General features: G+C 43.3%; 12 protein-coding genes. 5 read left to right on the top strand and 7 right to left on the bottom strand.

What is annotated here, in order from left to right:
- Positions 1 to 516 precede the first annotated feature (516 nt).
- From ADJ77_RS03345 to ADJ77_RS03355, 3 genes are all read right to left on the bottom strand, one after another.
- Positions 517 to 1,659 carry a cytochrome d ubiquinol oxidase subunit II gene (locus ADJ77_RS03345; protein WP_025078506.1) on the bottom strand — a complete coding sequence of 381 codons (1,143 nt, stop codon included), beginning with the start codon at positions 1,657 to 1,659 and terminating at the stop codon, positions 517 to 519.
- Positions 1,656 to 3,191 carry a cytochrome ubiquinol oxidase subunit I gene (locus ADJ77_RS03350; RefSeq protein ID WP_025078505.1) on the bottom strand — a complete coding sequence of 512 codons (1,536 nt, stop codon included), beginning with the start codon at positions 3,189 to 3,191 and terminating at the stop codon, positions 1,656 to 1,658. Before ADJ77_RS03350 ends, ADJ77_RS03345 begins: the two co-directional genes overlap by 4 nt.
- Positions 3,192 to 3,270: 79 nt before the next feature.
- A complete protein-coding gene (locus tag ADJ77_RS03355; protein WP_025078504.1) occupies positions 3,271 to 3,486 on the bottom strand; it encodes a DUF4492 domain-containing protein in 216 nt (71 codons plus the stop codon).
- A 193-nt stretch (positions 3,487 to 3,679) separates the two neighbouring features.
- Here ADJ77_RS03355 and ADJ77_RS03360 point away from each other — a divergent pair, with 193 nt between their 5' ends.
- From ADJ77_RS03360 to ADJ77_RS03375, 4 genes are all read left to right on the top strand, one after another.
- The gene (locus ADJ77_RS03360; RefSeq protein WP_050696015.1) at positions 3,680 to 5,185 is read left to right on the top strand and encodes a TolC family protein; all 1,506 of its coding nucleotides are present in this window, start codon (positions 3,680 to 3,682) and stop codon (positions 5,183 to 5,185) included.
- A 153-nt stretch (positions 5,186 to 5,338) separates the two neighbouring features.
- Positions 5,339 to 6,325, top strand: a complete 987-nt coding sequence (locus ADJ77_RS03365; RefSeq protein WP_050696016.1) for an HlyD family secretion protein — start codon at positions 5,339 to 5,341, stop codon at positions 6,323 to 6,325.
- A gap of 331 nt (positions 6,326 to 6,656) precedes the next feature.
- A complete protein-coding gene (locus tag ADJ77_RS03370; RefSeq protein WP_050696017.1) occupies positions 6,657 to 7,838 on the top strand; it encodes an ABC transporter permease in 1,182 nt (393 codons plus the stop codon).
- Positions 7,839 to 8,015: 177 nt separating this feature from the next.
- Positions 8,016 to 9,314 carry an ABC transporter permease gene (locus ADJ77_RS03375; protein WP_025078503.1) on the top strand — a complete coding sequence of 433 codons (1,299 nt, stop codon included), beginning with the start codon at positions 8,016 to 8,018 and terminating at the stop codon, positions 9,312 to 9,314.
- A 355-nt stretch (positions 9,315 to 9,669) separates the two neighbouring features.
- Here the strand turns inward: ADJ77_RS03375 and ADJ77_RS03380 are convergent, their stop codons facing one another.
- From ADJ77_RS03380 to ADJ77_RS03395, 4 genes are all read right to left on the bottom strand, one after another.
- Complete coding sequence (locus tag ADJ77_RS03380) at positions 9,670 to 10,137, bottom strand: hypothetical protein (protein ID WP_025078502.1); 468 nt, start codon at positions 10,135 to 10,137, stop codon at positions 9,670 to 9,672.
- Positions 10,138 to 10,324: 187 nt separating this feature from the next.
- Positions 10,325 to 11,089 (bottom strand): SDR family oxidoreductase, encoded by a 765-nt coding sequence (locus ADJ77_RS03385; RefSeq protein WP_025078501.1) that lies wholly within the window; start codon positions 11,087 to 11,089, stop codon positions 10,325 to 10,327.
- 116 nt (positions 11,090 to 11,205) lie between these two features.
- Positions 11,206 to 12,087, bottom strand: a complete 882-nt coding sequence (locus tag ADJ77_RS03390) for a DMT family transporter (RefSeq protein WP_025078500.1) — start codon at positions 12,085 to 12,087, stop codon at positions 11,206 to 11,208.
- Positions 12,068 to 12,991 (bottom strand): DMT family transporter, encoded by a 924-nt coding sequence (locus ADJ77_RS03395; protein ID WP_025078499.1) that lies wholly within the window; start codon positions 12,989 to 12,991, stop codon positions 12,068 to 12,070. Before ADJ77_RS03395 ends, ADJ77_RS03390 begins: the two co-directional genes overlap by 20 nt.
- A gap of 799 nt (positions 12,992 to 13,790) precedes the next feature.
- On the opposite strand from ADJ77_RS03395, the gene ADJ77_RS03400 reads away from it, so the two are divergent.
- Positions 13,791 to 14,786 carry a 2-hydroxyacid dehydrogenase gene (locus ADJ77_RS03400; protein ID WP_050696018.1) on the top strand — a complete coding sequence of 332 codons (996 nt, stop codon included), beginning with the start codon at positions 13,791 to 13,793 and terminating at the stop codon, positions 14,784 to 14,786.
- Positions 14,787 to 15,967 lie beyond the last annotated feature (1,181 nt).

Raw genomic sequence — 15,967 nt, forward strand, 5'->3', positions numbered from 1 at the left:
ACGTGCGAAAATAATTCAGTTACCTATTTTTTCTCCGTCGTTACCTGTGGCAAAATTGGGTAACGCTCTGGTAACTGAACTTTTGCTTAAATCTGCATATTATTACCCTTTTTGAAAAGAGCACTTCCATGCAAATCATTCCGTTTCCTATTCATTATCAGTCAGTTTACACCAATTTCGATATTTCTTCATTTTCGTTGATTAGTTGCCTTCTAACTTAGCCTTAGTTGGAGTCTAATTAGTGCTTAATTGCAATGCAATTAAGCACCTTTTCTTGTACAGGTTTACAACGGATTGATTTGCAGATGCTTACATAGTTAGGCGATTGAACTGTAAAATGCAGAAATCTAAGTATTGGCAGCGGTTGGACTTGTAAATATTTTTCAGAAATTTATTCTTGTTGTTTCTTGCAAACCTCATGCCTTTATGATAAAGAAATGAAGGTGAGAGAAGTCCGCTGATGCTCGCTTCTCCCACCCTCTTGGTAATTATCTATTATGAACAGGTAGTTATACTTTAATAAGCATGGTCATCCTCTGCTATTTCCTTGCGGTCAATTTCCTTCTTGTCAATAGCACGCCAAGCATAAACAATGTATGCCAAAACGAATGGAACAAGGAAGCTGACATAGAACATTGCCTTGAGTGTGAACTCGCTCGATGAGCTATTCTGAATAGTTAAAGAGCTCTGGAGGTCGGCAGTTGATGGGTAGTAAGCTGTGTTGTTCCATCCTGCAATGAGGAAGAGCACCAACACTACCAGCACAACACCAATGCCTGCAGGCCATATACCACGGATATACGCTGGCTTCAGGACAGTCTTGATGATTCCGAAAAGCAACAGAACAACACCTGCAAGCAGGATAATAGCCAGCGACCACATAGCCAACAGGTTGTTCAGATACTTCATCGGCTCCATAACGATAACACCAGCTTCATTGACAGCATAGCCATCACCCAGTAGTGTCACGATGAGGAAAGGCAGGAAGAACAGCAGGAATAGCACGGTGTTGACGAGCAACTGCTTGCGAATACGTCTGCGGATAACATCATCATTCACATTATTATTAATGTAGAGCGTGCCGAGGATGCGTGCAAGGAATACCACTGAAATGCCAAAGATAACCACCCATGGGTTGAGCAACACGTCAAGTCCACGAGAACCGTTTGCCCAGCGAGAGATAACAGGCTGCATGAAATCAGTGATGTTGCCCTTCTCCACAATGAAGTTGGAACCAGTAAAGAAGGTTGCAACAGCTCCGCCCAATAGCAACGGACCGAGAACACCATTGATAATCAGGCATACCTGGAAGGTACGCACACCAAAGAGATTGCCTGCCTTGTTCTGAAACTCATAGCTGACAGCCTGAATAATGAATGTGAACAGAATCAGCAGCCACACCCAGTAGGCACTGCCGAAGCTGGTACTGTAGAACAATGGGAAAGAAGCAAAGAATGCTCCGCCGAAAGTTACAAGTGTAGTAAAAGTGAACTCCCACTTACGTCCGGTTGAATTGATAATCATGCGGCGTTCTTCCTCCGTCTTGCCCAACTGGGAAATCATGGAGTTTGCACCCTGTACGAAGAGCAGGAAGACAAGCAACGCACCCAAGAGTGAGATGATGAACCACCAGTAGTGTTGCAGAAAATCGTATGTCATAGTTCTGGTCCTTTCTTAATTTGCTTACACATAATACTAACCTCAACTGCCAGCATTGCAGTAAAGAGAACAAGGAAGAGGAAGAAGGTGAGTGCAATACCCCCACTTGAGAGGTCGCTCACGGCTGCCCATGTAGGAAGCATGTCCTGGATGGTCCATGGCTGACGACCGAACTCCGCAACGAGCCAGCCGCTCTCACTGGCAATATAAGCCAATGGAATCAGTGCAACACCCACCATCTGCAACCAGCGTGGACGGGTTATGTCTTTTCTGTAAACAATGAATAACATTACAGCAAACACAAGGATGAAGAAACAGCCAAGTCCTACCATGACACGGAATGCCCAGAAATTGACAGGAATGAATGGCACAATCTGGTCAGCATCCTTGATATATCCATAACCAAAGTACTTCATGTCACGGTCAAGAACCTTCAGATTAGCCTCTTTGTCCTTTCCTGCACGGTAGTCCTTAAGTGCCTGGATAGCGTTGCGACCATGTTCCTGCTTTTCCTTCAGTGATGGTTCCATCGTGCCGTCAGCCTTCTGATAACCCTTGATAATGTCCTTTACACCCGGAACATACCCATGAGGGTCGTTTGTTGCAAGCATAGAAAGCATGTTAGGCACAGCTATTCGCATAGGTGGTTCGGTTTCATTCATATAGTCAGGCTGCCTGAAAGGATTGAGCAAGGCAATACCTGTCAGGCTCTGGTCCGTACCACCTTCATAGAGTGCCTCCATGGCAGCAAGTTTCATTGGCTGTGTCTGCGCAACCATATAAGCGGAACTATGTCCTGTTGAACCTACCAGAAGTGAGGCAAGAAGACCGACAATGGAACCTATCTTTATGCTTTGTGTGGCGAGCTCTGTGTGACGCTTACGAAGCAGGTACCAGCAACCGACACCGACAGTGAATGCTGATCCCAGCACCCATGCAGATGTAATGGTGTGCGTGAACTTGTCGATTGCAAACGGACTCAGTGCAACGTCCATGAATGAAGTCATCTCATTACGCATCGTTTCTGGATTGAATGTGCAGCCAATAGGATACTGCATCCACGCATTTGCCACGAGAATCCACCATGCAGAGATGGTTGCTCCCAGACCTGTGAGCCATGTAGAAGCAAGATGGAAACCAGCTGAAACCTTGTTCCAGCCGAAGAACATCACTGCAACAAATGTTGACTCCATGAAGAAAGCCAGAATACCCTCGATGGCAAGTGGTGCACCGAAGATGTCACCGACAAACCATGAATAGTTGCTCCAGTTCGTTCCGAACTCGAACTCAAGGATGATACCAGTGGCAACACCCATGGCAAAGTTGATACCGAATAATCGCTGCCAGAAGCGGGCTGCCGTGCGCCAGAACTCCTTTCGGGTGCGATAATAACAAGTCTCCATGATTCCCATGATGACAGCTAAGCCCAGCGTCAAGGGAACGAAAAGCCAGTGATAGATGGCTGTCAGTGCAAATTGGGCACGTGACCAGTCAACTGTTCCTGGGTCAATGGCTAAAAGTAGGTTTTCCATTGTTTTTGTTATTTATTAAAATGTTAAGAATTGAATATTCTGTGTTTTGGTATAAGCGGGTAGATTCGTCCGAAAGCTGCTACCGCTTCATTAGCTGCTTTTCTATGAAATCGCCTTCCTTTCCCGGTTTGGCATTCTGTTTCAGAAAGTTCGGAAAGAAAAACACTTTCAGTACAAGAAAGATGATAATCAGCTTTACTATTATCACCGTCCATAGCGTCTTACCCAATGTCATGTGTCGAAAACCATCATAGTATAGGTCGAAGACACGGTAAAAAAAACTCTTTTTGTTCACAGTGTGAAATATTTTCGTACTTGTATTTTATACAGAAAGCATCTGCAAAGTTAAACATTTATTTCTAAAGTTGTTCTATATTTCCCTAAAAATAGGCATATTTTTGTATTTTAATGAATATCACCTCGCTTTTCATGGTCAATCCATACAAAAAGAGTAATTTTGCACTGAATACTTTAGAGACATTTTAGAAATGAAAAGATTATTCACCATAGCAATGCTATTCGGTGTTACTTTTGGCGTTCATGCACAGGAGGTGTACTCCCTGCAGCGATGCCGGGAGCTGGCTTTACAGAACAATCGCCAGCTGAAAGTATCACGTATGACGGTGGATGTGGCTGAGAACACACGCAAGGCAGCTAAGACTAAGTATCTGCCAAGGGTGGATGCACTTGCCGGGTACCAGCATTTTTCACGCGAAATATCGCTCCTCAATGACAAGCAGAAGAGTTCTTTTGGTAATCTTGGAACGAATACTATAGGGCAGTTGGGGAGTCAGATTGGTCAGAACCTCACCTCATTGGTACAGCAGGGTATCCTCAGTCCACAGATTGCTCAGCAACTTGGGCAGGTCCTTGGCAATATCACCACACCACTTGTACAGGCTGGTAATAACATCGGGCAGAGCATCAATGATGCGTTCCGTTCGAATACAAAGAATGTCTATGCTGGTGGAATTATTGTCAACCAACCTATTTATATGGGTGGAGCTATCAAGGCTGCCAATGACATGGCGGCTATTGGTGAGCAAGTTGTACAGAATAATATCAGCCTTAAACGACAGTTAGTGCTCTATGGCGTGGACAATGCGTATTGGCTTGCAATTTCATTGAAGAAGAAAGAGGCTTTGGCTATACGGTATCGAGACCTGGCACAGAAGCTGGACGATGACGTAAAGATAATGATTCGTGAAGGCGTCGCGACGCGGGCTGATGGATTGAAAGTTGATGTGGCTGTCAATACAGCCGAGTTGCAGATTGCCCGCATTCAAAGCGGTGTTTCACTGGCAAAGATGGCATTGTGCGAGCTTTGTGGTCTTGAACTGGATGGTGATATACAGTTATCAGATGAAGGAGATGCCGATCTCCCCCCTACTCCATCGACACAGTTTGACACGCACAACACTTCTGTTTCAGACAGCACAGCTATTGTTGAAGCCCGTCCTGAATTACGTCTTTTGCAGAATGCTGTCGATATGAGCAAACAGAATACTAAGCTCATTCGTTCGCTTTATCTTCCCCACGTTCTTCTTACAGGTGGTTATTCTTTGTCAAATCCGAATCTTTTCAATGGTTTCCAAAAGCGTTTTACGGACCTTTGGAACATTGGTATAACAGTACAGATTCCAGTATGGACCTGGGGAGAGAACAAGTATAAGGTGCGTGCAAGTAAGACAGCTACAAGCATAGCACAGCTGGAAATGGAAGATATACGCAAGAAGATTGACCTGGAAGTGGAGCAGAACCGCCTCCGTCTCAAGGATGCCAACAAGCAGCTTGCTACATCCCATAAAAACATGGAGGCTGCTGAAGAGAACCTTCGTTGTGCTAACATAGGCTTCAAGGAGGGGGTCATGACCGTTACTGAGGTTATGGCAGCTCAGACTGCATGGCAGACAGCCCGCATGGCAATCATTGATGCCGAGATAAACGTTAAGTTAGCACAAACGGGATTACAAAAGGCTCTTGGCAGTCTTTAACACATTGAAGATTGATGTTTGAACTTTGGGAATTGACTTTATGAACACATAAGAATGCCATGGATTCAATATCCCAAGGTTCAATTCTCAAGCTGCAAAGCACACAATTCAATACTAAATACATAAAACTCAAACCTCAAAGTTTAAAGAGATATGTCAGCAAAATCACAACATAACAATATTCTCTTAGCCGTTTTAGGCTTTGTTTTCGTAGTCGTTCTTGTAGCTGTCATTGGTTATTTCACCATTGACCGCACAGAAGAAGTGATACAGGGAGAAGTAGAAGTGAGCGAATATCGTGTAGCTTGTAAGTTCCCTGGACGTATAACGGATATCAAAGTAAAGGAAGGTGACTTTGTTCACAAGGGCGATATCCTTGCCACATTGGCTATCCCAGAGGCAAGTACACAGGAGAAAGTTGCGGAAGCTGCAGCTGGTGCAACAGATGCAATGAGTGCCTTGGCAGAAGCGCCAACCCGTCGAGAGACCGTCGAGAGTGCCTATCAGCTCTATCAACAGGCGATCGCTGCCAATGGCATCGCAGAAAAGACTTACGGTCGTATGCAGCGACTCTTTGATGAAGGTGTGATGACAGCACAGAAACGTGATGAAGCCATGGCGGCTTACGAGGCAACCAAAGCTGGTGTTGAGGTTGCCAAGGCGCAATGGGAACTTGCCAAGAACGGTGCACGACAGGAAACGAAAGAGGCAGCAAAGAAACAGGCGCAGGCGGCTCGTTCAGCCATTGACGTGGTCCGTTCCGTACTGAAAGAGACCGTGCAGCGTGCAACTGCTGATGGTGAGGTAGAGACCATCTATCCAAAGGTGGGTGAACTTGTAGGTCTGGGTAGTCCGATTATGAGTATCTCCATGGTTAATGACATCTGGGGTACTTTCAATGTCCGTGAGGACCAGCTCAAGGACATGAAGATTGGGACGGTGTTTAAAGTATTCGTACCAGCCCTTGACAAATACATTGAGATGCGTGTAACATCCATGAAGGATCAAGGCTCTTACGCAGTATGGAAGGCTACTAAGACCAACGGGCAGTATGACCTCAAGACGTTTCAGGTGAAGGCACGCCCGACAAAGAAGGTGGATGGTCTGAAGCCAGGCATGTCGTTGATAATAAAGAAGTAGGAACCGATGGAGGGGAGTTGCCTAACGGAATAAAGATTGGTAAAGGATTTTAAGCTGATTGGTAAGTCTTTTGTGCAGAAGTTTGCTATTAGTTAGTAACGATAATGTCCCTCTCTTATCATATCCTACCGTCGTGTTGTTGCCCATCACATGTTGTGTTGTTGGTGAACACCAATGGTGTTAGGGCTAAGCACGCTTGATTAGGATGCTTGTTTCATCTGTTAGAAATTAATGTTTTATTATTTAATGACCATCTATCAAGGGCTTTTAAAGCCATTTCTCCTCTCGTAACTTTCCATGTTTATAGGGAATTGAGGAGTTTTTAATTATAATGAAGAAATTACTCATATACATAAGAAGGCTTGTCAACCTCTCTGCTCGTGAAGTGGGGCTGATTATTCACAATCCCATCTACATCTGTTGCATGGTGGTATTTCCACTTGTTGTGATTTTTTTCTTTACATCCCTGATGAATGAAGGACAGCCAGAGGACTTGCCCTGTGGTGTGGTCGATAACGACAACACCTCTATTACACGTGCTATGATTCGTCAGCTGGATGCTTTCCAGAGCACCCATGTTGCAGGACATTACAACAGTGTTGCCGAAGCACGCAAAGCCATACAGCGTAATGAGATTTATGCCTTCCTTTATATTCCTGACGGAACAACTGCCCGACTAATCTCAAAACGGCAGCCTAAAATGTCATTCTATTACAGCAATGTAACTCTTGTTGCGGGCGGAATGCTCTTTAAAGACCTCAAGACCGTAACCACACTCAGCTCGGCGGCGGTAGGTGCAGCCAAACTACAGATGCTTGGCAAGACTCCCAAGGAAATAAAGGAGTTCATACAGCCCATAGCACTTGACGTACACATGGTCGGCAATCCATGGATGAACTATAACGTCTATCTGAGCAGTATCATGGTTCCGGGTATCCTGGTGCTGTTCATGTTCCTCATCACCGCCTACTCTATCGGTACAGAACTGAAGTTCGGACGGGCACATAAGTGGATGTCTATGGCAGGAAACAACATCTTCATAGCCCTTACAGGTAAGCTGTTACCACAGACACTTGTGTTCCTGACTATCTTCTTGGGGTATGAATGGTATGTCTATGGCTATCTGAACTTTCCACATCCCGGTGGCATACTCATGATTATCTTCCTTGCCGTTCTTACCGTATTGTCTTCCCAAGGCTTCGGTGTCTTCGTCTTCGGTCTGATGCCTTCCTTGCGAATGTCGATGAGTGTGTGCTCTCTCTGGGCAGTCGTAGGCTTCTCTGCCTGCGGTGCAACTTTCCCGCTCTTTGCAATGGACGGTATGATAGAGGCTTTGGCACAGATTGTTCCGCTGCGTCACTATTATATGATCTATCAGATATGCGTCTTCAATGGTTATCCGTTGATTGATGCTTGGGTGAATGTCGTTGCGCTGGTAGCCTTTGCCACTCTTCCTATCCTTGTGATACGGAACATAAAACGAGCAATGGTGGAGTATGTGTATATACCATAGAACCTCCCCCAACTAACGTTAACTGACCGAAAGGAGGTACAGAAGGTTTCGGGATATGGCAAAGGGAAAGATGCTATAAGAATCTATCATAGCCTGTTCCTATTATGCATTACATGTCATCCGCTCATCATTGCCTAAATAACCTCTCATGAACGAGGACTCAATAAACTGTCAATCATGTCAGAAACAAAGAATACAACAGCCCATACCAACACAAAGAAAGCAAGCTCAGGATTGCTGAGTTTTCTCTCTTCGCTTTGCTATATATGGTGGCTGGAAATGAAAAGTACGGTTAAGGATGAAGGAGTCTTGATTTTCTTCCTCCTTGTTCCTTTGGCTTATCCGCTGCTTTACTCATGGATATATAATAATGAGGTGGTGCGCGAGGTGCCTGTTGCTATCGTCGACCTCTCCCACTCTTCTTCTTCCCGTGAGTTCATCCGTAACTTTGATGCGTCACCAGATGTGCATGCTGCCTATTATTGCAACAACCTTCTGGAGGCACAGGCGCTGGTGGGAGAACAGGCTGTACATGGCGTACTCTATTTCCCCAGTGATTTTGACCGTACACTGAACCGTGGCGACCAGGCGCATGTGGGCGTATATTGTGATATGAGTCTGATGCTTACTTATAAGGCTATCTATCAGACTGCACTGGCTGTATCGCTCAAAATGGGTGCTGAACGGCAGAAACCCCATACGTTCTCATTTACAGAACGGGACGAAGAACTGAACACTGAACCTATGGTTGTTGATGCACAACCGATTTTCAACACGACAGGAGGCTATGGCAATGCCATTCTGCCGGGTGTTCTGATTCTTATTCTGCAACAGACCCTGCTTCTCGGTATCGGACTATCGGCTGGAACTGCACGTGAGAACAACCGCTTTCAGGACCTTGTTCCTATCGGCAGACATTACGACGGGATCATGAAGATAGTACTCGGAAAATCGTCCTGTTACCTCATGATTTATTGTGTCATGTCAGCTTACATCACGATGGCAGTACCCTACTTCTTCAACTTTACGATGCTTGCCCGTCCTGCCGACCTCTTCTGGCTTCTCCTGCCTTATCTGTTAGCGGTCATCTTCTTCGGGATGACCCTCTCCTGCCTCGTGCGTTATCGCGAGAACGTAATGCTTCTGGTGGTCTTCACGTCTATCCCTTTCCTGTTCCTTACAGGCGCCTCGTGGCCGCAGAGCAATATTCCTGGAGTATGGCAGGGTTTCAGTTGGCTCATTCCTTCCACCTTCGGTGTGCGTGGTTATCTGCGAATAGCATCCATGGGAGCAACATTCAACGATATTCTTCCTGAAGTCCGTGCATTATGGATACAGACAACTGTTTATTTTATAACCACCTGTCTTGTCTACAGATACCAGATTATCAGCGCACGTAAACATGCTATTTCTCACTATCAGATGATACAAGACAGAATCAAGACGGCACGTGAGAAAAAGCCAATGGATGAATAAATATTCTGGGGGAAAACTTTAATATACAACACACTTCATAGATAAATAAATAAGTAGAACACTTTACAGCAGGTAGACCACCTATGTTTGTAAGTATTTTTCATCACCTCTATTATTATTAAGGCTTAATTGGCTTTGAAAAGACGCCCTTTTGGCTTGCAAAAGATGCCCTTTAGAGGTCTTACTAACGCCCTTTTAAAGTCCAATTAGGCACCTTTTCTTGCATGACTTTGTAACAAGTTTATAATAAGATGGTTACAAAGGTGTTCAAAAGGTGCTTTTTTGTTTCTTAAAAGTAAAGATTGCAAGGAATGATGTAAAGAAAATTCAACACCGTACTACAGCGTTGCTTATTTTAATTATCCCCAGTGTTATACTTTATAAGAATATTTTCCAAACAATGAATGTCAATTTTATCACAATTAATCTCAATTTTATCGTACATATCTGGTAATGATATGGTATCAATAATGTTATACTCTTCTAAATCCACAACAATAACTTCTAATTCAGTTGCAATAAATAATTTTTGGTTAAACTTTACCATTTCACAAAAAAGAAACATTAAGTCCAAATACATAATTCTGTGTTTCTTTTCAAAATCATAAATAGCAAAATTTTGCTCGATGCCTATTGCATATATTTTCGAAGATAAATCTAAAAACTGAGGTAGTAATAGGTCGCTCGACCAAGCAATTTTTGTATGTGAATCGGCATTGATTATTTTTCCATATTTCCGATAAAAATCATTATGACAGTTATCAAAAATGGCTTCATAATCTAATTCTTTATATGTATTATGATCAATAATTTTAATTCTCATTTCTTCTGTGCATTTAGTAAAGTAAGTGGGGATATGAGTTCATACGTCTATTTCTGAACATCGACAATAGAATGTATGAACCTGTATCCCCACAACTATAATTTCTTTTTATCTCTCTTTTGAGCGTATAAGAACTCTTTGTTTATGCGCTAAAAGATTTCAAAATAAGACCGAAGAAGATTGGTACTTACTTTGATGCGTCTCTATGTAGCACACTTCCGTTAGCCTGATGAGTGGCAAGAACAAGCACTTCGGCAATCTGAACGTGTGCAGGAGCAGAAGCTGCATAGAAAACAACATCGGCAATATCAGTACCAGTGAGCGGTTTTACACCATGATAGACTTTGTCAGCACGGGCATCATCGCCATGGAAGCGGACGTTAGAGAAGTTGGTTTCAACAAGTCCCGGCTTCACAGTAGTTACACGCACAGATGTATGTGCAAGGTCTATACGGAGCCCATCGGTAATAGTCTTCACGGCGGCTTTCGTTCCACAATAGACATTGCCACCAGCATAGGCTGCATCACCAGCTACAGAACCGATATTAATAACGTGGCCGCTGTTGTGTTTTACCATCCTTGGTACGACGAGTCGTGTCATGGTTAAGAGTCCTTTGATGTTGGTATCAATCATCGTTTCCCAATCCTCAAAACTTCCCTCGTACTCTGGTTCCAGACCAAGTGCCAGACCAGCATTATTGATAAGGACATCAATCTGCTGCCAGTCGAGCGGCAGACTGTTGATAGCTGCAGTTGCAGCCTTACGGTTCCGCACGTCAAAAGCGAGAGCCAGTACCCTTGTGCCTTTTACTTCGAGTTCTTTCTTCAGGTCGGCAAGGTGTTGTGCCCTGCGTCCTGTAATGATAATATCGTATCCTTCCTGTGCAAACTTACGTGCACAGGCTTCACCAATTCCACTGGTAGCACCAGTTACCAATACTGTTTTCTTCATATTATGATCAAGTTATTTTAAAAGACAATACAAATGTTTTAAGACTGAGTAAACACAAGAGCATCCGACTATTTCCATCAGCAGCCAACCGTAGACCGGCTGACAAGGAGCGTATATTACTTATTCGACACTGCCACTCCTACCAATATCAGTGCACTACCCACATAAGCTATGGCTGTCATAGGTTCGTTAAGGAAGATGGCACTGGTGACGACAGTAGTAATCGGGTTGAGATACAGGTAGTTTGATGATGTCATAGCACCAATCTTTGCAATGACGAGTGTCCAGAGAACAAAACAAAGAAATGATGCAATAAGACCGAGAAACAGCAGGTTCAGTATCACTTTCGGTGTAAGAAGCATTGAAGTGGTAGCTGTCCATGGGTCAAAGAGGAATGCCGGCAATACCGTTACAAGTCCATAAAAGAATATCTTACGTGTAATGAAGACTGCGGAATAGCTGTTCGATATCTTCTTCATCAATAAGGAATAAACAGCCCAGCACAGCGATGCCAGTAGCGTAAGGAGGTCGCCCCAGGGATTCAGATGCAGTACAAAACTACCATTGAATATAACAATCGCAACCCCCATTAAGGCTATCAACGAGCCGAGTATCAGTGACCAGCTTGCCTTGATACTCTTCACAAAGGTTATACCGAGTATCACTGTAAGCAAAGGGGCTGTACAGACAATGAAGCTGACGTTGTTAACATAAGTAAGTCCCACTGCGTAGTTTTCAGCAAGAAAGAAGACAGAACCTCCCGTGATACCTAACAGGACCATAATCAACTCATCACGCCATGTTCGGGAAAACAGGTGACGGGGCGAGATAAACCATATACAGATATAGGCAATGACAAAGCGAAGAAAGAAGATTTCCAACGGTGTCAGCCCACTGTTATACAGCACTTTTGTGTTTACAAAGGTAGTGCCCCATACGGCAACAATGGCAATGGCAAGAAGATGCCAAAGGATGTTTTTATTCTTGGTGGTCGGCATATTTCCGAAGAGGATTAGGTAAGGTTTTGCCCTTGGTGATGAGAAGTATCACCGAGGTAATGATAAGAACACAACCGATGATAATAGATGTCGTGAGCGGTTCACCCATGAGCGTAATACCAATAGTCATCGCTGTGAGTGGTTCAAAGGCTCCCAGAATAGCCACACTGGCTGAGTCAATCAGCGCAAGCGAGCGGACCAAAGTGACATTGCTGATGGTGGTTGGGATTAATCCCAGCAGTATCAATGAAAGGAAAGAGTCTGCGTTAGTGATACGTTGTACTCCTCCCGTGGTAAATGTTGCATAGAGGACTAGCAATAACATAGCCATGAAGAAGATATAGAAATTCACCTTCAACGCTGGCAGTTTTCGGATACGCATGTGAGGAAAAAAGACCATATAGATGGCATATAGCAGTCCGGACGACATGGCAAGTGTAACACCCCACATTGACTTGATACCATCTGCCTGCCCGATTCCTCCAAGAAAGGCTACTCCACCGATGGCAAGCAGAATTGCCAAGGCTATACGCAAGGTCAGTTTCTCATGAAAGAAAAGGATGAGCAGAACCTCCGTCCATACTGGGTAAGAGAACAATAGCGTTGTTGCAATACCGCCTGGCATATACTCATAACTGCTGAAAAGGCATACTGCTGATACCGCATACATGATGGAAAGGAACATGATACGGAGTCCGTCTCCCCATCGTATATGCAGGTTCTGCTTGCGCCATAGTAGGATAGCCATCATAAAAAGGCAACCGAAGGCGAAGCGGTAGATAAGAACTGACGGCAATAACATCCCTGATTCCATTACTGGAATGGAAAAAAGAGGGATAGTACCGAACGTGATTGCAGAAAGGCTGGCATAGCCATAGCCCTTTATAGTGGATGAATTATTCACGATTTAAAAGTATGTTGATAATCTCTAACATGAATGCAAAATTACATAAATTTCTGCAATATCAGTGTCGAAAACTCATATAAAAAGGTCAATAGGTGGGAATAACGGGTACTTCTGGCATATGACAACAACAAGTTGCTTTCACTTTGGCTACATATCGCAAGGTGGTTAGTGCCCAACACCATTGGCGTTTACTAACAGCATCATTGGTGATGAGCACGAGCACATCGTTAGAAAACAATAAACGGGGGTGCATGAATGTAATTATTTGACATTACTCTCAAGAAAGAAAAATGTAGAGGAAATATGCACTCCAAAACTATTGATGGGCTGACTTTCTTCGTTTGGGCATATATCTCTAAATTATAGTGGATAAAAACAAATATATTTTTGAACATGATGCGAGCTTCGTCCTGTAGGTAACACCCGCTACTTCCTACGTCACATTATAATCATTCTTTGAAAGCAGCATATTCGTAATCGAATAATGAATATCAAATCTGGCTTCAACAAGGTTGCTTAAAGCTCAAATGTAATGCCTGTTTCGTTGACAGTTGTCAAAGGTTTTATAATGTATGAACGCATAGTAGCACCATTGCTGTCTAAATAAGATTCTATAAAGTCAAATATTTGCACATATTACAATTTATCCGTATCTTTGCAGTGTCTTAGATAAAAGACTGGATAACTTGAATATATAAAACACCTGGGACATCAGAAAATGTAAAGAACTCCCTTGAACATTGGAATATAAGGGATTATCTAAAGCACTTATAATAATTTTAAACATATTAGGTAAATGGCAATAAGGATAGCATTCTTCGACGCAAAGTCGTATGACATCAAGTCGTTCAATGAAGTAAACAAAGATTATAATTTCGATATTCACTATTATCAAGAGCGTCTTAGTATCAGCACGGTACCCTTGGCAAAGGATGCTGATGTGGTATGTATTTTCGTAAATGCTGAGTGTGATGCGAGGGTAATTGACGAACTGGTGAAGAACGGTGTAAAGCTGGTAGCTCTTCGCTGTGCCGGTTTCAACAATGTAGATCTCAAGGCAGCTGAAGGACGCATCAAGGTAACGCGCGTTCCAGCTTACTCTCCACACGCTGTTGCAGAGTATGCCGTGGCATTGATGCTGAGTCTGAACCGCAAGATTTATCGTGCAGTTAACCGTACACGTGACGGAAACTTCACTCTGAATGGTCTGCTCGGATTCGACATGTATGGCAAGACTGCGGGTGTTATCGGCATGGGACGTATTGCCAAGGAGCTGATAAAGATTCTGCATGGCTTTGGCATGAATGTCATGGCTTATGACCTCTACCCTGACGAGGAGTTTGCAAAGCAGTATGGCGTGAAGATTGTCCAGCTTGACGAACTTTATGCTAACAGTGACATTATCTCCCTCCACTGCCCGCTGACCCCTGATACCAAGTTCCTCATCAACCAGGAGAGCATCTCCAAGATGAAGAAGGGCGTTATGATTATTAATACTGGCCGTGGTCAACTTATCAATACCGAAGACCTTATTGAGGGGCTGCGCATGAAGCAGGTGGGCTCAGCTGGTCTGGACGTTTACGAGGAAGAGAAGGAATATTTCTACGAGGACAAGAGCGACAAGATGATTGACGACGACGTATTGGCTCGTCTGCTGATGGTTCCGAACGTTGTGCTGACCTCGCACCAGGCTTTCTTTACGGAGGAGGCACTCCATAACATTGCCGTTTCAACACTTAACAGTGTCAAGGAACTGGCTGAAGGCAAGGAGCTAAGCTGTGAAGTAAAATGATGTCTTCCTACATATATAAAGGTGGACGGAGAAAGATTATCTTTCTTTGTCCACCTTTTTGTTTTGAATTTCATAACACAAGATAAATACTATTTAACCTGAATCTTTTTGCTGGTAGATTCGTTTCGTTTATCTTTGTCCACATTAAAACTCAAATAATAGATATAGTGTCTTTCAACAGGTTTTCATACAGTGTACCTTGAGAAAGGGCTATGAAGGATAACATATTGATAATATTTATACCTAATTTTCATAAACATTTATTCTGATACCATCAGGGAGGGGGACTTTCGGGTCTCCTCCTTTTACGTTTATAGTAAAGTTATTGGTGTCCAGATGAAGTTTTCCCATATAGGATCGTCATTAGTGTCTTAACATTATTATAATGACGATAATAACCCTTTTCTCCATTTTTTCGTTTCTTCCGTTAAATGCGTGGATATTCATCATTCTGCTTGTATGAAAGCTGTCATTATGTATCTTTGTAGTGACCCAGACAACATTTTGTAAAAACGTTTCATAACATGAAATCAAACTGATGCTCTTTTAGCTTTGAAAAGACGCCCAATTGGCTTCGAGAAGACGCCCTTTTGAGGTCTTGTTAACGCCCTTTTGAACCCTAACTAACGCCCTTTTGAAACACGGTTGTGCAAGCATCTGATTCTCTGTAGGTTACAATGCTGCTGAAATCCGTCATTTTTGCACTTCTTTTTGAGCCTGACGGCTGCACGATTATCAAGATATTTCAAATGCATTTCTTTAGTATCTCACAGGATACAAGCGGACAAGCGAACAGTTGCAGATTTAGATAAAAGCCCTATTGTCTCAGTGATATGGATTTAGAAATGAAGAACACTTCACTTTGAGGCTATATCCATTATATGCGTAGGCGTCTACGCATATAACGGAAGAAGCATTTTCTACCGATGTGCTGTTGCCCATCACATGTGGTGTTCTTGGTAAACACCAATGGTGTTGATGGCTAAACAGGTTGCAATATGTTGTCAGGCCAGGAAGAGCATTCGGTTAGAAAAGTGTCGTACTACCAAAAGCTAATAAACCTTTTTTCGATTAGAGAGCTTACTTTTCTAAATACAACAGGATACTATCTATTTAAAAGGACGTGGGAAAGTATGCTGTTTTAGTTTTATCAAGCAGTAATAACAGTAAAGTAATTTATG

This window comes from Prevotella fusca JCM 17724 (assembly GCF_001262015.1).
GTDB classification, from domain to species: Bacteria; Bacteroidota; Bacteroidia; order Bacteroidales; family Bacteroidaceae; genus Prevotella; species Prevotella fusca.